At 75.6% G+C, this 22,496-nt stretch carries 18 protein-coding genes, 1 tRNA gene and 1 pseudogene; 7 read left to right on the forward strand and 13 right to left on the reverse strand.

The annotated features are described in order from the left end of the window. Positions 1–81: 81 nt before the first annotated feature. Positions 82–2,160, forward strand: coding sequence for a M48 family metallopeptidase (locus KVT14_RS02965; RefSeq protein ID WP_217614289.1), 2,079 nt, complete (start codon positions 82–84; stop codon positions 2,158–2,160). A 258-nt stretch (positions 2,161–2,418) separates the two neighbouring features. On the opposite strand, the gene KVT14_RS02970 is transcribed toward KVT14_RS02965, so the two are convergent. The 4 genes from KVT14_RS02970 to KVT14_RS02985 form a co-directional block, all read right to left on the reverse strand. After that, on the reverse strand, positions 2,419–3,273 hold the full coding sequence (locus tag KVT14_RS02970; protein WP_217614290.1) for an NAD(P)-dependent oxidoreductase: 855 nt from the start codon (positions 3,271–3,273) through the stop codon (positions 2,419–2,421). 62 nt (positions 3,274–3,335) lie between these two features. Beyond that, positions 3,336–3,812 (reverse strand): GNAT family N-acetyltransferase, encoded by a 477-nt coding sequence (locus tag KVT14_RS02975; protein WP_306795691.1) that lies wholly within the window; start codon positions 3,810–3,812, stop codon positions 3,336–3,338. A gap of 93 nt (positions 3,813–3,905) precedes the next feature. Continuing rightward, complete coding sequence (locus tag KVT14_RS02980; RefSeq protein WP_217614291.1) at positions 3,906–4,766, reverse strand: hypothetical protein; 861 nt, start codon at positions 4,764–4,766, stop codon at positions 3,906–3,908. 54 nt (positions 4,767–4,820) lie between these two features. After that, the gene (locus KVT14_RS02985; RefSeq protein ID WP_217614292.1) at positions 4,821–6,038 is read right to left on the reverse strand and encodes an amidohydrolase family protein; all 1,218 of its coding nucleotides are present in this window, start codon (positions 6,036–6,038) and stop codon (positions 4,821–4,823) included. A gap of 208 nt (positions 6,039–6,246) precedes the next feature. Between KVT14_RS02985 and KVT14_RS02990 the strand changes: the two genes are divergently transcribed. Next, a complete protein-coding gene (locus tag KVT14_RS02990; RefSeq protein WP_217614293.1) occupies positions 6,247–7,017 on the forward strand; it encodes a hypothetical protein in 771 nt (256 codons plus the stop codon). A gap of 65 nt (positions 7,018–7,082) precedes the next feature. Next, positions 7,083–8,054, forward strand: a complete 972-nt coding sequence (locus KVT14_RS02995; protein WP_217614294.1) for a phosphotransferase family protein — start codon at positions 7,083–7,085, stop codon at positions 8,052–8,054. Between the two features lie 72 nt (positions 8,055–8,126). Here the strand turns inward: KVT14_RS02995 and KVT14_RS03000 are convergent, their stop codons facing one another. From KVT14_RS03000 to KVT14_RS03015, 4 genes are read right to left on the reverse strand one after another with little or no spacing between them, the layout of a single operon-like run. After that, complete coding sequence (locus tag KVT14_RS03000) at positions 8,127–9,056, reverse strand: carbohydrate ABC transporter permease (protein WP_217614295.1); 930 nt, start codon at positions 9,054–9,056, stop codon at positions 8,127–8,129. Next, on the reverse strand, positions 9,053–10,189 hold the full coding sequence (locus KVT14_RS03005; RefSeq protein WP_217614296.1) for a carbohydrate ABC transporter permease: 1,137 nt from the start codon (positions 10,187–10,189) through the stop codon (positions 9,053–9,055). The genes KVT14_RS03000 and KVT14_RS03005 overlap by 4 nt, the downstream gene beginning before the upstream one ends. A gap of 7 nt (positions 10,190–10,196) precedes the next feature. Beyond that, a complete protein-coding gene (locus KVT14_RS03010; protein WP_217614297.1) occupies positions 10,197–11,507 on the reverse strand; it encodes an extracellular solute-binding protein in 1,311 nt (436 codons plus the stop codon). A 26-nt stretch (positions 11,508–11,533) separates the two neighbouring features. Further along, a complete protein-coding gene (locus KVT14_RS03015) occupies positions 11,534–13,174 on the reverse strand; it encodes a beta-xylosidase (RefSeq protein WP_217614298.1) in 1,641 nt (546 codons plus the stop codon). Between the two features lie 188 nt (positions 13,175–13,362). Between KVT14_RS03015 and KVT14_RS03020 the strand changes: the two genes are divergently transcribed. Continuing rightward, entirely contained in the window at positions 13,363–14,400 is a 1,038-nt protein-coding gene (locus KVT14_RS03020; RefSeq protein ID WP_217614299.1) for a LacI family DNA-binding transcriptional regulator, read from the forward strand. A gap of 36 nt (positions 14,401–14,436) precedes the next feature. On the opposite strand, the gene KVT14_RS03025 is transcribed toward KVT14_RS03020, so the two are convergent. Next, positions 14,437–15,477, reverse strand: a complete 1,041-nt coding sequence (locus tag KVT14_RS03025) for a LacI family DNA-binding transcriptional regulator (RefSeq protein WP_217614300.1) — start codon at positions 15,475–15,477, stop codon at positions 14,437–14,439. Between the two features lie 155 nt (positions 15,478–15,632). Here KVT14_RS03025 and KVT14_RS03030 point away from each other — a divergent pair, with 155 nt between their 5' ends. From KVT14_RS03030 to KVT14_RS03040, 3 genes are read left to right on the forward strand one after another with little or no spacing between them, the layout of a single operon-like run. Next, entirely contained in the window at positions 15,633–17,609 is a 1,977-nt protein-coding gene (locus KVT14_RS03030) for a right-handed parallel beta-helix repeat-containing protein (protein WP_217614301.1), read from the forward strand. Positions 17,610–17,614: 5 nt separating this feature from the next. Further along, on the forward strand, positions 17,615–18,508 hold the full coding sequence (locus KVT14_RS03035) for a dihydrodipicolinate synthase family protein (RefSeq protein ID WP_217614302.1): 894 nt from the start codon (positions 17,615–17,617) through the stop codon (positions 18,506–18,508). Then, a complete protein-coding gene (locus KVT14_RS03040; RefSeq protein ID WP_217614303.1) occupies positions 18,505–20,472 on the forward strand; it encodes a YjhG/YagF family D-xylonate dehydratase in 1,968 nt (655 codons plus the stop codon). The genes KVT14_RS03035 and KVT14_RS03040 overlap by 4 nt, the downstream gene beginning before the upstream one ends. A gap of 85 nt (positions 20,473–20,557) precedes the next feature. Here KVT14_RS03040 and KVT14_RS03045 read toward each other — a convergent pair. The 4 genes and pseudogenes from KVT14_RS03045 to KVT14_RS03060 form a co-directional block, all read right to left on the reverse strand. Then, positions 20,558–20,630: transfer RNA gene (locus tag KVT14_RS03045), tRNA-Ala, on the reverse strand. Between the two features lie 87 nt (positions 20,631–20,717). Then, positions 20,718–21,413, reverse strand: coding sequence for a histidine phosphatase family protein (locus KVT14_RS03050; protein ID WP_217614304.1), 696 nt, complete (start codon positions 21,411–21,413; stop codon positions 20,718–20,720). Continuing rightward, positions 21,410–21,805, reverse strand: coding sequence for a ribosome silencing factor (gene rsfS, locus KVT14_RS03055; RefSeq protein ID WP_158375428.1), 396 nt, complete (start codon positions 21,803–21,805; stop codon positions 21,410–21,412). Before rsfS ends, KVT14_RS03050 begins: the two co-directional genes overlap by 4 nt. 41 nt (positions 21,806–21,846) lie before the next feature. Further along, positions 21,847–22,496: pseudogene (locus KVT14_RS03060) on the reverse strand (hypothetical protein); the annotation flags it as partial.

A 22,496-nucleotide genomic window follows, 5' to 3' on the forward strand; every position in this document is an offset into this window, starting at 1 on the left:
GGTGCCCGAGGCCGCCACCTGGGTGGACGTGGCGGTCCCACCGGGCGCGCGGGCCGTGGCCGGTGCTAGCGTCCGGCGCCGATGATCACCACATTGCGCGCCGCGCTGTCCCTCGTCATGCTCGCCGGCTTCTACGTCGTCGCCGTGGGCCTGGCGGTCCTCCTGGGCTGGCTGAGCGTGCTCGCGTTCAGCACCGACCACGTCCGGGGCGCGGGCTACCTCGCGATCTTCGCCCTGGTGCTCGTCTTCGGCATCGTCTCCGCGCTGTGGAAGGTCGCCCGCGCGAAAGCCGCCCCGCCGCACGGCGTCGAGGTCCCGCCGCAGTCCGCGCCCGAGCTGTGGACCGTCGTGCGCGAGCTGTCGGCCGCCGCGCACACCCGCGCGCCCGACGAGATCCGCCTCGTGCCCGAGGTCAACGCCGCGGTGTCCGAGGAGGCCCGGCTGCTCGGCCTGGTCGGCGGCCGGCGCCGGATGTACCTCGGCGTGCCGCTCGTGCAGGGGCTCGACGTCGCGATGCTGCGCTCGGTCCTCGCCCACGAGCTCGGCCACTACTCGCGGAACCACACCCGGCTCGGCCCGCTCGCCTACCGCGGGCGCGCGGTGGTCATGGCGACGGTGCAGGCCACGGCCGGCTCGATCGTCGGGTGGCTGCTGATGGGCTACGCCTGGCTGTACATGCTGGTGTCCGCCGCCGTCAGCCGCCGCCAGGAGCTGGAGGCCGACGAGATCAGCGTCGCCGTCGCCGGGCGCGCCGTCGCGCAGCAGGCCCTGCGCGAGGTCGAGGTCGTCTCGGCCGCCTGGGCGCACTACACCGGGGTCTACGTCGCGCCGGCGTTCGAGGTCGGGCTCGCCCCCGCGGCGCCGGCGTTCTTCGGCGGCTTCGACGCGCTGCTGGCCGCCCGCTCCGACGAGCTCGCCGACCTGCGCCGTCAGGACCCCGACGCGACGCAGTCCCGGTGGGACAGCCACCCGTCGCACGCCGCCCGGATCGCCGCGATGGACCGGATGCCCGACGTGCACCGCGCGCGCGACACCCGCCGCGCCACGCTGCTGGTCCCGGGCTTCCCGGACGCCGCCGCGATGGTCGCCGAGGGCTCGCTCCGGTTCGAGGACCGGCCGCGGCTCGACTGGCCCGAGCTCGGTGCCGCGGCCACCACGCGGAACCGGCAGCGCCTCGCGGACGGCGTGTACCGGGCGGCGGCGCGGCTCGCCGGCCTGCCGCGGGCGACGCTGGCGACGGTCCTCGGCCTCGTGGCGCAGGGACGGGGGCCGGAGCTGGCGCTCGAGCTGGGCCTGGCGCCGTCCGCACCGGTCCCGGCCGGTCCGCTGCCGGCCGCGCGCCCGGTCGGCACGCCGTCCGCGCCGGACCCGGCCGGTCCGCTGCCCGCGCCGGGCCCGGCCGGAGCACCGTCCGCGCCGGTCCCGGCCGGAGCACCGTCCGCGCCGGTCCCGGCCGGTGCTCCGGCCGCGCCGGGCCCGGTCGGAACTCCGGCCGCGCAGCCCACCCCGGGGACCGACGCCGACGACGCCGGCACGCTGGTCGACGCGCTCGAGGTCGTCGTGCGCTCCGCCGCGGTCCAGGCCGGCATCGCCCGCTGGGAGCAGCCCTGGCTCGGCGGCCCCCGCCTGGTCGACGCGGCCGGAGAGGCGATCGACCCGCGCCCGCTCGCCGTCCTCGCCGCGGACCCGCGCACGGTCGCGGACGCCCGCGCGCACCTCACCGCGCTGCGCGTCGACGTGGACCGCGCCGGCCAGGAGTCGGCGCAGGCCGACGCGCTCGGAGCGTCGCTGCTCGCGGGCGTCGCGTCGGTGTCGGTCGACGGCGCCCGGCACGACGTGCTCGTGCTCGACGAGGGCCTCGTGCTGGTGCCGGCACCGCGCCGGGGCTCGGGGCGCAAGCGGCTCGCCGCGCTGATCGAGGGCGCGTCCGTCGGCGAGCTCGCCGCCCGGTACCGCTACCTGCCGTTCGAGGAGGTCGCGACGGCGAAGGTCCGGGGCAAGGTCCCGCTCCGGGCGACGCTCGTGCTCAAGCGCGGCGGCACCGTGCGGCTCAAGGGCCGGTACGGCGCGGACAAGCTCGCGGACAACTCCGAGGCCGTGCTCGCCGCGGCGGTCCTGTCCCTGCGCCGCACGCCCGCGAAGGCCCGGGCCCGCGCCTGACCCGGCGCGCCCAGCAGGGCGCCGCGCCGAGTTCGGTGCAACCAGCCGAGTTCGGTGCAACCAGCCGAGTTCGGTGCAACCAGCCGAGTTCGGTCCCTGCACGCACCGAACCGGGCGGGAACCACCGAAGCCGCCGCCGGCGCCGCCCGCCGAGATCGGCGTCTCCGCCCGAGATCGGTGCTCCCGGCCACCGATCTCGCGCCGGACGACCGATCTCGCCGCGGCGGCGCGCGGCGCGCGCGGCGCGAGCGTGGCCGGTCAGCCCCGCGGGACCTCGTCGCGCCAGGAGTGCTGCGGCTCGAAGCCGAGCAGCGACCGCGCCCCGTCGATCGCCAGCAGCGTCTCGTGCGTCCCGAGCTCCTTGCGCACCGGGACACCCGGGAACTCGGCGGCCAGCAGGTCGGCTGACGGCGTGTCCATGATCGTGTCGGCCGCGGCGATGATGACGTTCTGCGAGCCGGTCGTCTCCACCTCGAGCGCGAGCCGGAAGGCGGTCGCCGCGTCCCGCGCGTCGATGTAGCCCCAGAGGTTCCACCGCCGCGCCGCCGGGTCGTCCTGGAACGACGGCACCGCGGCGTACGCCTCGGCCGGGAACACGTTCGACAGCCGGAGCCCGACGAACGGGATGCCCGACCACTCGGACACCTGCGCGGCGAGGTCCTCGCTCAGCACCTTCGACAGCGCGTAGGTCGTCGTCGGGTGTGGGAAGTGCGCCTCGTCGACCGGGGCGTACCGCGGCGGCACCTCGAACGGCAGCCCGAGCGTCGTCTCGCTGGAGGCCCACGCGACCTTGCGCAGCCCGAGCCGCTGGGCGGCGAGGAACACGTTGGCGTTGGCGGCCATGTTGCGGTTGAAGGTGTCGGGCGGCGACTCCATCCCCGGCTGCGGGATGTTGGCCAGGTGCACGACCGCGGAGCAGCCCGCGAGCGCCTCGACGGCCTGCCCGTAGTCGGTGAGCTCGGCGCGGAGCACGTCCACCCCCAGCCCGGCGCGCTCCCCGAAGGGGCCCTGGGCGTCGGACGCCTGCACCCGGTACCCGTGCGCGAGCAGGTCCTGCACCACCGCGCGGCCCACTTTGCCCAGCGCGCCGGTCACGGCGACGGTCTCGGTCATGGCGGCATCCTCGCCCGGCCCGGCCGCGCCGTCCACCGCGGGGCCGCCCGCGGCGCCCGGCGTCACCGCACCGGGAGCCCGACGACCTCCGGCGCGAGGTCCGTCGCGAGCCGCGCGTGCGTCTCCACGTCGAACCGCTCGTCGCCGTACCGCAGCTTCGCCCGCTCGACGCCCTCGGCCGGGTAGCCGGCCCGGGTCGCGACGCGGCAGGACGCCGGGTTGTTCACGCGGTGCCCGAGCTCGAGCCGGAACGTCCCCAGCTCGCGCACCGCCCACGCCGAGGCCCCGACGAGCGCCGCGGTCGCGAGCCCACGGCCGCGCGCCTCCGCCGCCAGCCAGTAGGACAGCCACGCGGTGCCGTGCACGTCGTCGACGGCCCCGATCCCGACGTGGCCGACGGCGCGTCCGTCGACCGCCACCGCGAACCCGTACGACCACGGCCCGCGCGGCGCGAGGTGCCGGCGGATGTGCTCGGCCGCCGCGGCGTCCGTCGACAGGTCGGCACCGCCGGTCTGCCGGGCGAGGTCGGGGGGCGGCAGCCACGGCGGCGCGCAGCGCGCCCGCGTCGGCGGGGGTCCAGGGGCGGAGCTCGGCGGTCACCGGGTCGATGGTGGCACCGGCGCGGCCCGGCGTCACGGCGTTTGGGGCGTCCCGCCCCGCGGCCCCCGGTCGACCTCGCCCAGCACGCGGCGCCGCCCCGCCTCCCCGGCCAGCTCCGCCCGCGCCGCCGGCGTCGCGCGGTAGTGCTCCAGCGCCGCGATCACGGCGCCGGGGTCGACCGGGAAGGCCGGCCCGGGCACGTCGACGCACGGCTCGCCGGCCGCCGCCGCCGGGAGGAACCGCGCGCGCCGCCGGTGCCGCCACGACGCCGGCCGGGGCACGGGCAGCACCCGCACCACCGCCCACTGGTCGTCCTGCACCACCGCGATCTCGCGCACGTCGTCCCAGTCGAGCCAGGCGTCGCCGTCGAGCGCGGTCGTGCCGAGGCCCTCGGGGGTCAGCACCAGCCGCAGCGGGCGGGCCAGCTCGAGCAGCCGGTCCGGGAGCCCGAGCAGGACCGGCGCGACGACGAGCAGCGGCACCCACCACGCCCAGTCGTCGAGCGCGACGAGCGCGGTCGTCCACGCCCCGCCCGCCAGCACCACGACCACGGAGACGAGCAGGGGCTGCCGGCGGAACACCGTCCGCCAGACGACCACGACGGCCGGCCGGCCCGCGACCTCCTCGACCCGCACCCGGTGCGGCGTCGGTCGCGGGACGTGCAGGTAGTTCCGGTGGAACGACCACGTCACCACCAGCCACGCGGCGCCGCCCGCCAGCGCCCCCGCGCTCCCGAGCGGCGCCCAGGCGCCCGGAGCGTCCGGGTCCAGGAGCATCCGCGCACCCGCCACGGCGAGGCAGACCGCGAGCGCCCCGCTGACCACGAGCACGCCCCAGTACACGGCGCGCGGCGAGGCGCCCACCACGTCCAGCCGCCGCTCGTCCTCCCGCATCGCCCCCTCAGGGTGCCTGACGCGGCAGGCAGGACGGAAGCCCGAGGGCCGCCGTCACTCCCACGGGCGAGCCGCGAGCGCCGCGAGGTCGACGACCCGACCGCCCGCGACGACCGCCGACCGCGGCACCCGCCGCACGAGCGCGTCCATCGGGTTCTCCGCGTCGAGCAGCACCACGTCCGCGCGGGCCCCGGGCACCAGGTCGTGCACCTCGTCGGTGACGAACGCCGCGCCGTCGCGGGTCGCGATCTCGACCACCCGGACCAGGTCCTCGTCCCGCACCACGCCGCCGGCGCGCGCGTACTGCCAGGCGATGCCGAGCAGGTCGCCGTCGCCGTAGGGGCTCCACAGGTCGCGGATGCCGTCCGTGCCGAACCCGAACCGCACGCCGGCCGCGTCCAGCTCGGGGAGCGGCAGCTGCCGCATCCGCACCGGCGCGACCGTCGTCATCGTCACGCCGAGCGCGCCCATCCGGTCCAGCAGGTCGCGGCGTCGCGCCGGGTCGACGTCGACGACCGCGAACCCGTGCGCCACGTTGACCCTGCCCGGGGCGATCCCGTCCCGCTCGACGCGGTCGAGGATCAGCTCGATCTCGAACGCGCCGAGGTCGCCGGGCTCGTGCAGGTGGATGTCGAGCCCGCAGCCGTGCTCCGCGGCGATCCGGAACAGCCCGTCGAGCTGCCCCACCGGGTCGCGGTCGATCAGCGCCGGGTCCAGGCCGCCGACGTGCTCCGCGCCCGCGGCGGCGGCCCGGTCCAGCAGCTCCAGGACGCCCGGGCGCCGCAGGACCCCGTCCTGGGGGAACGCGACGACGGTCAGCTCGACCGCGCCGTCCAGCGCCGCGGCCGCCTCGCGCACCGCCTCGATGCCCCGCAGGCCCACGCCCAGATCGACGTCCACGTGCGTCCGGACCCGCGTCGTACCGGTGCGCAGGTACTCCCGGAGCACCCGCTCGGCGACCGGGGCGCTCGGGATGCCGAGCTCGTCGCGGCGGGCGCGCTCGTGCGCGATCCGGCCCTGCGTGCCGCCCTCGCCGCCGTACGACTGCCAGGGCAGGCCCCACCAGCTCTTGTCGGCGTGCGCGTGCGTGTTCACCAGGCCGGGCAGCGCGAGCAGCCCGCGCCCGTCGACGGCCTCGGCGCCCGGAGCGGGATCGGCGGCGCCGGACGGCCGGACCCAGGCGATCCGGTCCCCCGCGATCCCCACGTCGGACGGCGCACCGCCCCACGGCCGCACGTCCCGGATGATCAGCGTCGCGTCGTCGTGTGCCACCGCGCCATCGTGCCACCGCCGCGCCGGCCCCCCGTCGCGGCCGGGCCGCACCCCCGCCGGGCCTCGGTCGCGCCGGCCCGCTGCGGTCGCGCGCGCCCGCGGACCGACCTACCTTGCCCGCACCGGGACCGGTGCGGCGCCGCGCCGGTCCGGCCAGCACCGTCGACCCGCGACCGCCGGGCGACGCCGAGACGAGGAGCACCCCCCCATGAGCACCTCCGACGACCCCCGCACGACGCCCGACCGCCCGGCCGACCGCACCACCGACCGCCCCGCGGACCACGTCGCCGACCGCCCCGCCGACCCGCCCGCCGACCGCGCGCCCGGCCACCACGCCGAGGGCGCGCACGTCGCCACCGCCCCGGACGGCGACCGCACCGTGGACGCCCCGGCCCTCGCCGAGGCCCGGGCCCGTGACCGCCACGCGGTCGTGGCCCGCGAGAAGGAGGAGTACGGCGGCATCAAGGTCGGCTCGGCGTTCTTCGGCTGGCTCACGGCCACCGGCACGGCGGTCCTGCTCACTGCCGTCGCCGCGGCCGCGGGCGCCGCGGTGGGCGTCGCGAACGACACCTCCGTCGGCGAGGCCGCCGACCAGGCGGCGACCGACCCCACGTCCATCGGGGTCGTCGGCGCGGTCGTGCTCGCGGTCGTCCTGTTCCTGGCCTACTACTGCGGTGGGTACGTCGCGGGCCGGATGGCGCGGTTCGACGGCGCCAAGCAGGGCCTCGCCGTCTGGCTGTGGGCGGTCGTCATCGCGATCGTCGTGGCCGTCGCGGCCCTGGTGGCCGGCGACCAGTACGACGTCCTCGGGCGGCTGGACAGCTTCCCGCGCATCCCCGTCGGCGAGGGCGACCTGACCACCGGCGGCATCGTCGCGCTGCTGGTCGTCGCCGTCGTCAGCCTCGTGGGCGCGGTGCTGGGCGGGGTCGCCGGCATGCGGTTCCACCGCCGCGTCGACCGGGCCGGGCTCGGGGGCTGACGACCGCGCGGGCGGGGTGCGGGGTCCCGGGTCAGGGGCCCCGCACGCCGTCTACGCTGCTCCCCGTGCCCGACGACGCCACGCCCCGGACCCTGACCGCCGACGCCCTGCGCGCCCTGGTCGCACCGGTGGGCACGCTCGCGACGGCGGAGCGCCTGGAGGGCGGCCAGTTCGCCACCACCTACCGCGTCGGGCTCGCCGGCGGCGGGCGGGTCGTCGTGAAGACGGCGCCCGCGGACTCCCCCGGCCTGCTCACCCACGAGCGCGACCTGATCCGCACCGAGGCCGCGGTGTACGCGCTGGCGGCCGACCGGCCCGACCTGCTCATGCCCGCCCTGCTGCACACGGACTTCAGCCGCGAGGTCGTGCCGGGGGACGTCGTCGTCGCCGCGCACCTCGACGGCGTCCCGTGGGCGGCGGCCGGCTTCGGGCCGCCCGCGGAGGACCCGCGGGCCGCGCGCGCCCAGGCCGACCTCGGGGCGCTCCTGGGCCGGATCGGCACGGTGACCGGCGAGCGGTTCGGCTACCCGCAGCAGCCCCTGCTCCAGGCGACGACCTGGCGCGCGGCGTTCACCGCGGTGGTCGGGGCGCTGCTCGCGGACGCCGAGCGCGGCGCCGTCCCCGGAATCCCGGCCGACCGGGTGCGCGCAGCGCTCGCCGCGCACGCCGGGGCGCTCGACGAGGTGACCGTGCCGCGGCTCGTGCACACCGACCTGTGGCCCGGCAACCTGTTCGTCGACCCCGCGACCGGGGCGCTGCTCGGCGTGATCGACCCGGAGCGCGCGCTGTGGGGCGACCCGCTGCTCGACCTCGTCGGGGCCGACCCGATGTGGGACGGGCTGCCCGCCGCCCTGGTCGGTGACCGGGACGTGACCTCGCCCGGCGCCGCCGCCCGGCTGCTGCTCGCCCGGATGTGGCTCGGCCTGGTGATGACGATCGAGGCCCCGATCCGGGGGTACCAGGGCGACTGGGTCGCGGGCTACGACGCGGCGAACCGCCGCTCGCTCGCCCGGGCGCTGAACGGGCTCGGGGTGTGACGCGGCGGGGCGGCCGCGGCACCCCGCGACCCGCCCCGCCCCCGCCCGGGACGCCCGAGCCACCCGCGCGCGTCAGCCCTTGACCGCCCCCGCCATGACGCCGGACACCAGCTGCTTCCCGGCGACCACGAACACCACCAGCAGCGGCGCCGCGACCAGGAACACCCCCGACATCACCAGGCCGGTGTCGCTGGTGAACGCGCCCTTCAGCTGCGGCACCACGAGCGGCATCGTCAGCTGCGAGCGCATGACGACCGACGGCCAGAAGAAGCTGTTCCACGACCCGACGAACGTGAACAGCGCGAGCGTGGCGGCGGCCGGCCGCGCCGCGGGCATCGCGATGGACCAGAACGTGCGGAACATCGACGCCCCGTCGACCCGGGCCGCCTCGACGAGCTCGAACGGCAGCGCCTCCTGCAGGTACTGGGTCATCCAGAACACGCCGAACGCCGTGACCAGCGTGGGCACGGTCAGCGCCGCCAGCGAGTCGATCCAGCCGAAGTCGTTCATCATGATGAACATCGGGATGGTGCCGACCTGCGCCGGGATCGCCATCGTGGCGATCACGGTCACGTAGAGGACCTGACGGCCCCGGAAGGTCAGCTTGGCGAAGCTGAACCCGGCGAGCGTCGAGAAGAACACCGTCGACGCGGTCACCGCGACCGCGACCAGCACGGAGTTCGCGAACGCCATCCAGAAGTTGAACTGCGACGCGGTGACGACCTCCCGGAAGTTCTCCAGCAGGACGAGCGTCGGGAACCAGGTCGGCAGGTCGCCGACCGCCCGGGCGATCTCCTGGCTGGTGGACGACCCGTACATCGCCGCGGCGTAGAGCGGGAAGACCGACACCACGAAGACGACGAGCAGGAACAGGTACGACCCCGGCCCGGGGCGGCGTCCCCCGGTGTCGTGCTGCCGGACGGGCCGGCCGCGGGCCGCGCGCTTCTGCGCGTACCGCACCGCCCCCTTGCCCGCGGTGTTCCCGATGTACCCGGTGCTCATCGGCTCGCTCCTTCCTGGACGTCGTCGTGGACCTGCGCGTCGGGTTGCGGTCCGTCCCGGCCGGGTGCGGCGGCCGCGGCCACCTCGGGCCGGGTCGACGCCGCGGCGACCGCCCGCGCCCGCACCACGGCGGCCCGGTGCTGCGCGCGGGTGATCCGGGGCGCCCGGGACCGCGACGACGAGATGGACCGGGTGAGCAGGAAGTTCACCAGGGAGAACACCGCGATGATCACGGCGAAGATCCAGCCGACCGCCGCGGCCTGGCCGAGGCGGTCCTGCCAGTCGCCGAACCCGAGCTCGTAGAGGTAGAGGACGACGGTGGTCCACTGGTTGTCGGCGCCGCCCTTGCCCCCGCCCGTGCCGCCGCCGTCGTACAGCCGGACCTCGTCGAAGATCTGCAGCCCGCCGATGGTCATCGTCAGGGTCACGAAGATCATCGTCGGCCGGATGCTCGGCAGGGTGACCGAGAAGAACTGCCGGAGCCGGCCGGCCCCGTCCACGGTGGACGCCTCGTAGAGCTCCCGGGGCACGGCCTGCATCGCGGCGAGGAAGATCAGCGCGTTGTAGCCGGTCCACCGGAACACCACCATCGAGCCGATGGCCATGTGCGACAGCAGCCGGTCGGAGAAGAACGGCGAGTCCGACCCGGTGAGCAGGCCGAGCTCCTGGAGGTTCGGCACCAGCAGCCCGAACTGCCCGAACACCTGCCCGAAGATCATCGCGGTGGCCACGGGCATCACGACGAACGGCACGAGCACGCTCATCCGCCAGAACGTGCGCACCCGCAGGTTCTGGTCGAGCACCGCCGCGATCAGCAGCGCGAGGACCAGCTGCGGGACGGCGCCCCACAGGAAGATGGAGAACGTGTTCTCGAGCGACCGCCAGAACAGCGGCTGCCGCAGCACCCAGGTGAAGTTGTCGAGCCCGACGAAGTCGCCCATGCCGGCCCGGCGGTGCCAGTCGTGCACCGCGACGACCACGTTGAACAGGAGCGGGAACGCGCCGAACACCGCGAACAGCAGGAAGAACGGCGAGACGTAGAGGTAGGGCGAGACCTTGATGTCCCACCGCGAGAACCGCTGCCCCCACCCGACGCGTCGCGCGTCGGGTGGGACGGCCGACCTGGTCGACACCGGCCGCTCAGTCCGCGGTCTCGAAGCCGAGCGCGTCGAAGTCCGCGACCACCGAGGCCCAGGCCTGCTCCGCGGTGGCGCTGTCCGACTCGACGAGCCGGATGCCGTCCGTGACCAGGGTCTGGATGCCCGCGAAGTTCTCGCCTCGGAACCCGCCGGCCGCCGCGTCCCCCGCCGCCGCCGCGAGGTCGCCGTAGATCTCGCCGACGCGCTGGTCGCCGAAGAACGGGTTCTCGGCCTCGGCGATCTCGGGTGCCGACATCGCCTCGAGCTGCGACGGGAACTGGCCGGTCTCGTCGAACCAGTCGATCGCCGCGTCCGGGGTGGTCAGGTAGTCGGCGAGCTCGATCGCCCAGGCGGTGTTCGGACCGGTCGACGGGACCGCGAAGAACGAGCCGCCCCAGTTGCCGCCGCCCTCGGGGAACGTGCTGGCGATCCGCCAGCCGTCGACGCCGTCGGCGTTCTCCGCGATGATCCCGGTCATCCAGGCCGGGGTGACGACGGAGGCCCACTGCCGGTTCTGGAACCCGGCGCCCCAGTCGGCGTGCCCGATCGCGATGCCGGCCGAGACGTCGTCCTCGGCGGCGTCGGCGAACATCAGGAACAGGTCCTTCACCTCGGTGTTGTCCGCGAGGTCGTACGGCAGGCCCGACTCCGGGTCCTCGAACGCCGCCGGCAGCAGGTTGATCGCCGCCTGGAACGCGTTGGTCAGCGAGTCGACGAAGCAGTTGTCGCTCACCGCGACGTACTCACGGCCCGCGTCGAGGAACGACTGCCAGGTCGCGGCGTCCCCGCCGATGAGCTCCCCGAACGACTCGGGGTCGGTGGCCAGCCCGGTGCCGGCCAGCATGTCCTGGTTGAACGCGATCGCCAGCGGGCCGATGTCCGTCCCGTAGCCGGTGATCGTGCCGTCGACCGAGCCCTGCGTGACCTTCCAGTCGACCCAGCGGTCCGGGACCTCGGGCAGCTCGGCCCAGTCCTCGGGCACGGCCATCATCTCGGTCCACCAGTCGAGCTCGACCAGGTGCACGTCCGACAGCCCGGCGCCGTCCGACGAGAGGCCGTTGCGCAGCACGGTCTGCGCCGAGGCCCCGTCGGGGAACCGGTTGACGACGACCTCGATGCCGGTCTCCTCCTCGAAGGAGTCCAGCAGCTCGGCGGGGAAGTCCATCCAGGCGGCCACGGTGAGCTTGTCGGGCTTGTTGTCCTGGCCGGCCTCCTCGGACGCGCCGCCGCCTCCGCCGCCGCACGCGGCGAGGGCGAGGGTGGACACGGCGGCGAAGGCGACAGCGCCGGCGGACTTCGCGGTGATCCTCATGGGAGGTCCTCTCGGTTTCTCCCGCGTCAGCGGGTGGTGGGGGCGGGGCTGATCGAGGCGACGGCCCAGGCCGGCAGCTCGAGGTCGATCGTCAGGACGCCGTCGTCGGCGACGACGAGGGTGCGGCGGTCGAGGCCGTCGGCGACCGCGGCGAGCTCGGCGACGTCGCGGCGGCTGAGGTTGAGCGGCTCGCCGCGGCGGTGCCACTCCTCGGCGACGTTGCCGTGCTCCCAGTCGAGGATCTCGACGCGGTAGCAGGTGCCGGGTCGCAGCCCGGACACGGTGTGCGCGACGCGGCGCGCGGGCCCCTCGCCGAGGTGGCGGCGGGCGGCGGCGTAGCTGGTCGCGCCACCGACGGACCGGTCGCCCATCGAGTCCGGGTAGTTGAAGAACACCCCGGCGACGCCGCCGTCCGCGGTCGCGGTGAGGACGCCGTGCTCGTGCTGCGCGAGGATCCTCCTCCCCAGCCGGTTCAGCATCGCCATCGCGTGGAAGGTCGGCTTGTGCAGGCCCTGCTCGTTGACGAAGCCGAAGCCGCCGTGGAACGGCCCGATGCCGCCGCCGCCCTCCTCGAAGACGTCGGTGAACGTCCAGTACGCGATCGAGTCCGCGAGGTCCTGGCACTGCAGGAACGCCCGGGTGATGTACGTCGCGGCGAACAGCGTGTCGTGCATGTGGTCCCGGCTGGACGGCGACGTCGACCACTCGGTGACGTGCACCTCCGCGTCCGGGAACGGGCTGGCGGCGAGCAGCTCACGCAGGTGCAGCAGGTCGTCCCGGGTGGCGTCGCGGTTCCGGCTGATGGGCCGGCCCAGGCCCTGGGTGTCGAACGCGAAGTCCGTCGGGTACAGGTGCGTGGACAGGAAGTCCAGCGGCAGGTCGCGCTCGGCGCAGAACGCGATGAGCTCGTTGATCCACACCGGCTTCCAGGGCAGCGCGTCCGGGTCGTCGGCCTCGGCGGTCGCGGCCTCGACCGACTTGTCGTGGTACTCGCCGTCGTAGCGGGCGTCCGCGACGAACACCGACGACGACGGACCGCCCACGCGCAGCGCGGGGTCGATCGCCTTGAGGGCGCGGGCCGTGGCCTCGTACAGCGCGAAGTACTCGGACCGGGTGCCGGTCCAGAAGTGCGGGACCAGGTTCGGCTCGTTCCAGACCTCGAACGGCCACTGCCGCACCTCGTCCGGGCCGTAGCGGTCGATCCAGTGCCGGACGGTCGTCGTGACCAGCTCGACCCAGGCGCCCATGTCCGTGGGCGGGCTGCCGTGCGCCTTCCACCAGAACAGCGTCTCGGTGTCCCGCGCGAGCTCGCGGGGCATGAACCCGAGCTCGACGAACGGGCGGGCGCCCGCGTCGAGGATCGCGTCGAACACCTTGTCGACGTACGCGTAGGTGTAGACCGGCTCGGCCAGCGGCGTCGGCGGGCCGAACCCGCCGCCGTTCGAGGCGCGGTACACGAACATGTCGTCGTGGAACACCCCGTGGAACCGCACGTGGCGGGCGCCCAGGACACGGACCGCCTCCCGGAACTGGTCCTGCCAGTCGACGCGGAGCGCCTCGTTGGCGCGGCCCGCACCCAGGCACTCGCTCCAGACGTGCCGCAGCGGCAGGTCGGACGGCGGGCGGTGGTCGATCAGCAGGGTCGACGGCGGTGCCTCGACAGACACGCGGACCTCCTTCGGTCGGCGCGGGCGGCTCCGGTGCCGCCCGCTGGCGTCGAAACGGTTTCGCAACCTGTATCGTGAGGTGACCGTAGGAGATGCACCGCGCCGAGCGCAACACCCCGGCGGTTCCAGCCGGCACCGTGACGGGACCGTTGTAGGATCGCGAAACAGTTTCGGGTCGAGGGAGAGCCATGACGAGTGCGGCCGGGCGGCGCGCCACCCTGTCCGACGTCGCGACGGCGGCGGGCGTGTCCAAGGCGACGGTGTCGAAGGCGCTCAACGGGCGCGACGACGTGTCCGACCAGACCCGCGAACGCGTCCTCGCGGCGGTCGCCGCCATCGGCTACCGCCCCGCACCGGGTCCGGCCCACCCGCACGACCGCCGCGCGCTCGCCGTCGTGTTCGACCTGCCGGCGTCGCCGTACATCCTCGGGGTGTTCCAGGGCTCGCTCGCGGCCGCGACCGACGAGCGCGTGGACCTGCTGACCCGGCTGGCACCCGACCGGGACGCCCGCACGCAGCCGGCGGTCGCCCGCGACTGGGTGGCCGACCTGCTCGCGGTCGGCGTCGGCGGCGTCGTCGGGCTCACGCTCTCCCGGCCGGACGCCCTCATCCGCGCGGCGGCCGACGCGTCCCTGCCGTTCGTCATGGTCGACCCGGTCGGGACCCGGGACCGCCACCTGGTCAGCGTCGGGTCGAGCAACTGGGACGGCGCCCGCGCGGCGACCGAGCACCTGATCGGCCTCGGCCACCGCCGCATCGGGTGGATCGGCGGCCCCGAGGACTCCGACGCGGCCCGCGAGCGTCTCTACGGCTACCGGGCCGCGCTCGACGCGGCGGGGATCGCGCCGGACCCGACCCTCGTCCGCTCGGACCAGTTCACCGTGGAGAACGGCACCCGGTACGCCCACGAGCTGCTCACGTCCGCAGACCCGCCGACGGCGATCATGGCCGCGGACGACGAGATCGCCGTCGGCGTGCTCGGCGCCGCGCACACGCTGGGCGTGCCCGTGCCGGAGCGGCTCAGCGTCTCGGGGTTCGACGACACACCGCAGGCGGCGTGGACGACACCCCCGCTCACGACCGTGCACCAGCACCTCGGCGACATGGGCCGGATGGCCGTGCAGACGGTGCTCGCGATGGCGGAGGGCCGGCACCCCGCGTCCCCGCGGGTCGAGCTGGCCACGTCCCTGACCGTCCGCGCCAGCACGGGCCCGGCACCCGCCTGACGGGGCGCGGGGCCGACGCGGGCGCCCGGCCCGGCGTCACCCCGCCGGCGGCGCCGTCGACTCCCGCACGACCAGCGCCGTCGACAGCTGCACGTGGTGCGAGTCCACCCGCTCCCCCCGGGCCAGCTGCAGCAGGGTGCGCAGCGCGACGCGCCCCATCTCCACCACCGGCTGCCGCACCGTGGTCAGCGGCGGCGCCGCCGACGCCGCCGCGGAGCTGTCGTCGAACCCGACCACGGACAGGTCCTGCGGCACCCGCAGGCCGTGCCGCTGCGCGGACGCGAGGACGCCGAGGGCGATCGAGTCCGAGGCGGCGAACACGGCGGTCGGGGGCTCGGGCAGCTCGAGGAGCTCGTCGCCGATCGCGAGCCCGGCCTCGAAGGTGTGCGCGCGGGACCGCACCAGGGCGTCGTCCACCTGCCCGTCGCCGGCGCGGACCATGCTCAGGTACCCCTGGAGCCGCTCGGCCGAGGGCAGGAACTCCGGGGCGCCGCCCGCGAACGCGATCCGGCGGTGGCCGAGCTCCAGCAGGTGCCGGGTGGCCTGCACGCCGCCGGAGAAGTTCGTCGACCCCACCGACACGGTCGAGTCGTCCATCGGGTTCACCGGGTCGATGTGCACGGTGGGCACGCCGAGCGAGCGCAGCAGGTCGCGCTGCGCGACGGTGGGCTGCGTCGTGACGAGGACGACCCCCGCGCGGTCGCCGGCGGCCTGGCGCCGGATCCAGGCCGGCGACAGCGGGGCCGCGTCCCCGGTGGGCGGGCCGGCGTCGAGCACGTCGACGACGACCTCGATCCCCTGCTCCCGCGCCGAGGCGACCACGCCCTCGAGCACCCGCAGGGCGTACACGTCCGCCAGCGTCCGGAACACCACGGTCACGCCGAGCGGGGCGACACCCGCGCGCGGGCCGGTCGTCGGCGCGTAGCCGAGGGACTCGATCGCCTCCTCGACCCGCCGCCGGGTCGCGCGCGAGATTCCGGGCCGGCCGTTCAGCACCTTCGACGCGGTGGAGGTGGACACGCCCGCGGCACCGGCCACCTGCTCGAGCGTGGGCCTGCGGGGTCCGGTCGTCGCCATGCCTGCCACGCTAGCGAAAGTCTTTCCGCGACGGAAGCGCGCGATCGGCCTTCCATGCGCCCGTTCCAAGCCCTAGGGTCGGCAGACGGACGCACCGGAGCGGAAAGTCTTTCGCGCGGCGCGCCATCCGATCGCCCCGACCGAAGGACGCCCCGTTGACCACGCTGCACGTCGCCGTGACCGGCTCCGACCGCGCGGACGGGAGCCCCGGCGCCCCGTTCCGCACCGTCCAGCGGGCCGCGCGCGCCGCGCGCCCCGGCGACACCGTGCGCGTGCACGCGGGCACCTACCGCGAGTGGGTGCGCCCGCCGCGCGGCGGCGTCGCCGACGACCGCCGGATCACGTTCGAGGCGGCGCCGGGCGAGCACGTGGTGATCACCGGCGCCGAGGTCGTCACCGGCTGGGTGCGCGAGCAGGGCGACGTGTGGCGCGCGGAGATCCCGAACCGCCTGTTCGGGGACTTCAACCCGTTCGGCGAGCCGGTCGCCGGGGACTGGCTGCACACCCGCCCCGGCGAGCCGCTCGTACACCGTGGCGCCGTGTACCTGGCCGGGCGGTCGCTGGACGAGGTGCACGACCGCGGCGCCGTCGACCGCCCCGAGCGCCGCACGCACGTCCGGTACCAGTGGACGGCGCTCGACACCCCGCTGGTCGACCCCGACCGCACCGTCCTGGTCTGGTACGCCGAGGTCGGCGAGGACGTCACGACCGTCTGGGCGAACTTCGGCGGCGCCGACCCGACCGCCGAGCTGGTCGAGATCAACGTCCGCCCGTCGGTGTTCACCCCCGAGCGCGCCCACGTCGACTACGTCACCGTCCGCGGGTTCGAGCTCGCGCAGGCCGCGACCCCGTGGGCCCCGCCCACGGCGGACCAGCTCGGGCTGATCGGGCCGCGCTGGGCCAGGGGCTGGGTCATCGAGGACAACCTGATCCGCGACTCGACGTGCGCCGGCGTCTCCCTCGGCAAGGACGCGGCGAGCGGCGACAACGAGTCGTTCGTCCTCGGCGACAAGCCGGGCTACCAGTACCAGCTCGAGGCGGTGTTCACCGCCCGGCACCAGGGCTGGGAGCGCGAGCGGGTCGGCTCCCACGTGGTGCGCCGCAACGAGATCCGCGACTGCGGGCAGAACGGCGTCGTCGGCCACCTCGGCTGCGCGTTCTCCGCCATCGAGGACAACCACATCCACCACATCGGGACCCGGCACGCGTTCTCCGGGTACGAGATCGCCGGGATCAAGCTGCACGCCCCGATCGACGTGACGGTCGAGCACAACCGGGTGCACGACACCACGCTCGGCATCTGGCTGGACTGGCAGGCCCAGGGCGCGCGGGTCACCCGGAACCTGCTCTACCGCAACATCCGGGACCTGTTCGTCGAGGTGGCCCACGGCCCCGCGGTCGTCGACCACAACGTGCTGGCCTCCCCCATCGCGATCGAGCTGCTCAGCCAGGGCACCGCGTTCCTGCACAACCTCGTGCTGGGCGTGCTGCGGGTGCAGCCGGTGCTGGACCGGGCCACGCCGTACCACGTGCCGCACTCCACGCAGGTCGCCGGGTACGCGTTCGTCTACGGCGGCGACGACCGGTACGCCGGCAACCTGTTCGTCGGCGCGCGGCACGGCGTCTACGGGCCGGACGCCCCGATGCTGCTGCCGGACTTCCCGCCGGAGTCGAACGGCACGCACGCCTACGACGGGGCGCCGGGGTCCTGGGCGGAGTACACCGAGCGCATCGGCGTCGGCACCGGCGCGGGCGACCACTCGCGGTTCCACCTGGAGCGGCAGCCGGCGTACGTCTGGTCGAACGCGTACGCCGACGGCGCGCGCCCGGCCGCCCACGAGACGGACGCCCGCGTCGTCGACGGGCCCGCCGCCGTGCGCGTGGTCGACGAGGGCGCGGAGGTGCACCTGGAGCTCGACCTGCCCGCCGCGCTCACCGCGCCCCTCGTCGACGTCGTGCACCCGGACCTCGGGCACGTGCGGATCGTCGGCGCCGCCTACGAGCACCCCGACGGCACCCCCGTCGTCGCGGACCTCGACCTGGTCGGGCACCGCAAGGAGCCCGGCACCCCTCACCCGCCGGGCCCGCTGGCCCGCCTCCACGACGGCGCCGCGCGCGTCCGGGTCTGGTGATCGCGATGGCGCAGTTCTACGCCCCCGCCGTGACGGCGCTGCACGCCGACGGCACCCTCGACCGCGACGGCAACCTGGCCGTCTGGGAGCACATCCTGGACGGCGGTGTCGACGGCATCGTGCTCCTGGGCAGCACCGGCGAGTTCTTCGCCCTGCGGCCCGAGCAGAAGCGCGAGCTGATCGACCTCGCCGTCGAGCACGTGCTGCCGCGCGGCGACCTGATCGTGGGCACCGGGTGCCTCCGGGTCGACGACACCGTCGAGCTCAGCCGGTACGCGCTCGACGCCGGGGCGCCCGCCGTCATGGTCGTCAGCCCGTACTACTTCGCGCTCGAGGACGCGGCCGTGGAGGCGTACTTCTCCGCGGTCGCGGACCAGGTGCCCGGGGACCTCTACCTCTACAACTTCCCCGCCCGCACCGGGTACGACCTCGGCCCCGAGGTGACCCGCCGGCTGCTGCGCCGGCACCCGAACATCGTCGGCTACAAGGACACCGTGCTCGAGGTCGGCCACACCCGGCGGCTGCTCACCGAGCTGCTGCCGGAGTTCCCGGACTTCCGGGTGTTCGCCGGGTTCGACGAGAACCTGCACCACGTCGTGACGTCCGGCGGCGCCGGGGCGATCGGCGGTCTGGCCAACCTGTACCCCGAGTACTGCGCCGCGTACGTGCGAGCTGTCGACTCCGGGGACGCGGCCGCGATCGCCACCGCGCAGCGGCGCATCGACGTGCTCATGGGCGTCTACGCGCTCGGCGCGCCGTTCTTCCCACTGCTCAAGGAGGGCATGGTCGGCCGCGGGGTCCGGCTCGAGCACCACTCGACCGCCCCGCACCTGCCGGCCACCCCCGAGCAGGCCGAGGCGCTCGCCGCGCTGATGGCGACGCTCGAGGACCTGCCGTGACGTCCTGGGAGCAGCTGCTGGAGCCGCACGACGGCATCTACGCCCTGCGCTCGCACGCCGACGGGCCGTCCGGGCGGCTGCCGCTGACCGCGGACGGGCTCCGCCGGTCGCCGAGCGGCGACGTGTTCGGCATGACGCAGAACGCCGGCATGGGCTGGCCCCGGGCGAACCTGCTCGGGCCGCAGGTGATGATCGTGTCGACCGCCGGCGGCCTGCGGTCCGAGTCCGGCGAGCCGATCGCGCTCGGGCTGCACTCGGGGCACTTCGAGCTCGTCGACCAGGTGCGGGCCGCGGCGGAGACCGTCGCGGCCGAGGGCGGGCTGCCGTTCGCCACGTTCGTCTCCGACCAGTGCGACGGCCGGTCGCAGGGCACCACCGGCATGTTCGACTCCCTGCCGTACCGGAACGACGCCGCGACCGTCATGCGCCGCCTGATCCGGTCGCTGCCCACCCGGTCCGCCGTCCTGGGCGTCGCCACCTGCGACAAGGGGCTGCCGGCGACGATGATGGCGCTGGCGTCCCAGCACGACCTGCCGACCGTCCTGGTGCCCGGCGGCGTCACGCTGCCCCCGACCCGCGGCGAGGACCTGGCGCGGGTCCAGACCATCGGCGCCCGGTTCGCGAACGGCGAGCTCTCCCTGGAGGACGCCGCCGAGGCCGGCTGCCGCGCCTGCGCCTCCCCCGGCGGCGGCTGCCACTTCCTCGGCACCGCCGGCACCAGCCAGGTGATCGCGGAGGCCCTCGGCCTGGCGCTCCCGCACTCCGCCCTCGCCCCGTCCGGCGAGCCGGTCTGGGCCGAGGTCGCCCGGCAGTCGGCGCTCGCCGTGCTGCGGCAGCGCTCGCTCGGGCTCACCACCCGGGACGTGCTCACCCCCGAGGCGTTCGAGAACGCCATGGCCGTGCACGCGGCGATCGGCGGCTCGACGAACCTGCTGCTGCACCTGCCGGCCATCGCGCACGCCGCGGGCGTGCCGCGGCCGTTGGTCGCGGACTGGCTGCGCGTGAACCGCGCGGTCCCCCGCCTGGTCAGCGTGCTGCCGAACGGCCCCATCCAGCACCCCACCGTCCGGATGTTCCTGGCCGGCGGCGCCCCGGAGGTCATGCTGCACCTGCGCGACCTCGGCGTGCTGCACCTCGACGCGCTCACCGCCACCGGCGAGACCCTCGGCACCGTCCTGGACTGGTGGGCCGGCTCCGAGCGCCGCGCCCGCCTGCGGCAGGTCCTCCGGGACCAGGAGGGCGTCGACCCGGACGACGTGATCATGAGCGCGCCCGCCGCCCGCCGCCGGGGGCTCATGCCGACGACCGCGTTCCCGACCGGGAACCTCGCGCCCGAGGGGTCGGTCATCAAGTCCACCGCGATCGACCCGGCCCGGCTCGACGGCGACGTCTTCGAGCACCTCGGCCCCGCCCGCGTGTTCACCTCCGAGGCCACGGCGATCGCCGCGATCAAGGCCCGCGAGGTCGCCCCCGGCGACGTCATGGTCGTCATGGGCGGCGGCCCGCTCGGCACCGGCATGGAGGAGACCTACCAGGTCACCTCCGCCCTCAAGCACCTCAGCTACGGGCGGGACATCTCGCTGATCACCGACGCGCGGTTCTCCGGCGTCTCCACCGGCGCCTGCCTCGGGCACGTCGGCCCGGAGGCCCTGGCCGGCGGCCCGATCGGGCGGCTCCGGGACGGCGACCTGGTGCGGATCCGCGTCGACGTCGCGGGGCTGGAGGGCAGCGTCGACTACGTCGGCGACGCGTCCGCGCCGCTCACGCCCGAGGAGGGCGCCCGCGTGCTCGCCGCCCGTGAGCCGCACCCCGGGCTCGCGCCGCACCCGCAGCTGCCCGACGACACCCGGCTGTGGGCGGCGCTGCAGGAGGCCAGCGGCGGCACGTGGGGCGGGGCGGTGTACGACGTGGACCGGATCGTCGAGGTGCTGCGGGCGGGGACGGCGGCGCTGGCGGAGCGGTAGGCCGGACCCCGCACGCCTGAGCGCCTCGGCGGTCCCAGGAACGACGAAGCGGGCGAGAGCTCATCGCTCTCGCCCGCTTCTGTTGTGGAGCTGAGGGGACTCGAACCCCTGACCCCCTGCATGCCATGCAGGTGCGCTACCAGCTGCGCCACAGCCCCGTGATCAGGCCTTCCGGCCGTCTCCCGTCCCGCTGAGCGGGCGTCCTGAACTCTAATCGAACCTGGCGGAAGATGCGAATCGGCTGGTCAGGCCGGATCGCGGACCTCCTCGTCCATGCCGCGGTCGACACGGTCCGGGCCGGCGTTCCAGTCGGACGACGCGTGCACCGGGCCGACGTTCAGGGCCTCCAGCCGCCACGCCAGGCCGGAGCCCGGGCGGCCGGGCTGGACCTCCGCCCAGTGGGCGTTGGACATGCCGGAGACGCCCTTCCACTCCGCCGGCAGGCCGAGCAGGCCGACCAGGCCGAGGGTGATCGCGGCGCCGTGCGACACGACGACCAGGGTGTCGTCGGTCTCCAGCGCGCCCGCCTGCTCCTCGATCGCCCGGACCATGCGGGCCTGGACCTCGGCGCGGGTCTCAGCGCCCACGCGCTCCGGCTCGCGGCCCGCGCGCCAGGCGGCGTGCTGCTCGGGCCAGCGCTCGGCGATCTCCGCCGAGGTCATGCCCTCCCAGTCGCCGAACGACCGCTCCCGGACCCGCGGGTCGGTGTGCACGGGCAGGCCGGTGCGCGCGGACAGCGCCTCGGCCGTCGACCGCGCGCGGCCGAGGTCGGAGGCGATGATCCGCGTCGGGGCGTACCGGCTGGCGAGGGCGGCCGCGGCCGTCTCGGCCTGCCAGACGCCCACGTCGTCCAGCGGGATGTCCGACTGGCCCTGCAGGCGCGCCGCGGCGTTGTGCGCGGTGCGCCCGTGCCGCCAGAGGACGACGCGCCCGGCGGTCACTCCCCCGCCTCGTCGCCCTCGGGGGTGCCGTGCACGTCGGCCGGCAGCTCGATGACGGGGCAGTCCTTCCACAGCCGCTCGAGGGCGTAGTAGGTGCGGTCCTCGGCGTGCTGCACGTGCACGACGACGTCGCCGAAGTCGATGAGTACCCAGCGGCCCTCGGACTTGCCCTCGCGGCGCAGCGGCTTGGCGCCGAGCTTGTGCAGCGACTCCTCGACGGCGTCGACGATGGCGCCGACCTGCCGCTCGTTGGTGCCGGAGGCGATCAGGAACGCGTCGGTCAGCACGAGCTGCCCGCTGACGTCCAGGGCGATGATCTCCTGGGCCTTGAGGTCGGCGGCGGCGCGGGCCGCCGCCACGGTGAGCTCGATCGCGCGGTCGGTGGCCGACACGGGTCTCCTCGGGGTGGTTCGGGTGGGTCAGGTGCTGCAGGTCAGGGTGCGGGCGCGGCGTCCAGCGCCGTCGCCGCGGCGGCGGGCACGTCGGGCCCCTCGCCGTTGGTCGCGGTGTTCGCGACGAAGATGATGAGGAAGCCGAGCACGAACGCGACGACCGCCAGGATGATCCACTGCAGCCAGGTGTACGGCAGGGGCTTGCGCAGCCGCTCGGGCTGCTCGTCGATCTCGTCGATCTCCTCGTCCGCGTGCACGCCGCGGAGCATGTCGCCGGTGGCGTCGGTGATCTCGGCCTCGTCCTCGGGCAGCGGCGCGGGCGCCATCGCGCGCAACAGGCTCTGCCACTGCGGGACGGGGGCCTCGTCGTCGTCCTCGGCGGTCGTCTGCGGCGCGGGGGCCGCCGGGGCGGTGGCGGCCGACGCTGCGGGCGCCGTGCGCGCGGGGCCGGCGTTGGACCGGTCCTGCTTCGCCGGGGCGGCCGGTGCGGCGGTGCCCGGGGCGGCGGCGGACCCGGTCGTCGGCAGGGCGGTGGTCCCGGTGCCCGCCGACGCGGCGTCCCCGGGCACCGGTCGCCAGGACGCGCCGGAAGCGGTCCACGAGGAGGTCGCGCCGGCGGCGCGCTGCTGCCCCGGGGCGGCCGGCGCCGTGCCGGGCGCAGCCGACGCGCCCGCGGCGGCGGTCGCCGACG

This window comes from Cellulomonas sp. GbtcB1, assembly GCF_019091725.1.
Lineage (GTDB): Bacteria > Actinomycetota > Actinomycetes > Actinomycetales > Cellulomonadaceae > Cellulomonas.

Excerpts from the sequence above, each read along its gene's own strand:
- KVT14_RS03025 (WP_217614300.1), bottom strand. The coding sequence starts at position 15,477 with ATGGCGACGACCGGACCCCGCAGGCCCACGCTCGAGCAGGTGGCCGGT.
- KVT14_RS02990 (WP_217614293.1), top strand. The coding sequence starts at position 6,247 with ATGAGCACCTCCGACGACCCCCGCACGACGCCCGACCGCCCGGCCGAC.
- KVT14_RS03000 (WP_217614295.1), bottom strand. The coding sequence starts at position 9,056 with ATGAGCACCGGGTACATCGGGAACACCGCGGGCAAGGGGGCGGTGCGG.
- KVT14_RS02980 (WP_217614291.1), bottom strand. The coding sequence starts at position 4,766 with ATGCGGGAGGACGAGCGGCGGCTGGACGTGGTGGGCGCCTCGCCGCGC.
- KVT14_RS02965 (WP_217614289.1), top strand. The coding sequence starts at position 82 with ATGATCACCACATTGCGCGCCGCGCTGTCCCTCGTCATGCTCGCCGGC.
- KVT14_RS03035 (WP_217614302.1), top strand. The coding sequence starts at position 17,615 with ATGGCGCAGTTCTACGCCCCCGCCGTGACGGCGCTGCACGCCGACGGC.
- KVT14_RS02970 (WP_217614290.1), bottom strand. The coding sequence starts at position 3,273 with ATGACCGAGACCGTCGCCGTGACCGGCGCGCTGGGCAAAGTGGGCCGC.
- KVT14_RS03020 (WP_217614299.1), top strand. The coding sequence starts at position 13,363 with ATGACGAGTGCGGCCGGGCGGCGCGCCACCCTGTCCGACGTCGCGACG.
- KVT14_RS03010 (WP_217614297.1), bottom strand. The coding sequence starts at position 11,507 with ATGAGGATCACCGCGAAGTCCGCCGGCGCTGTCGCCTTCGCCGCCGTG.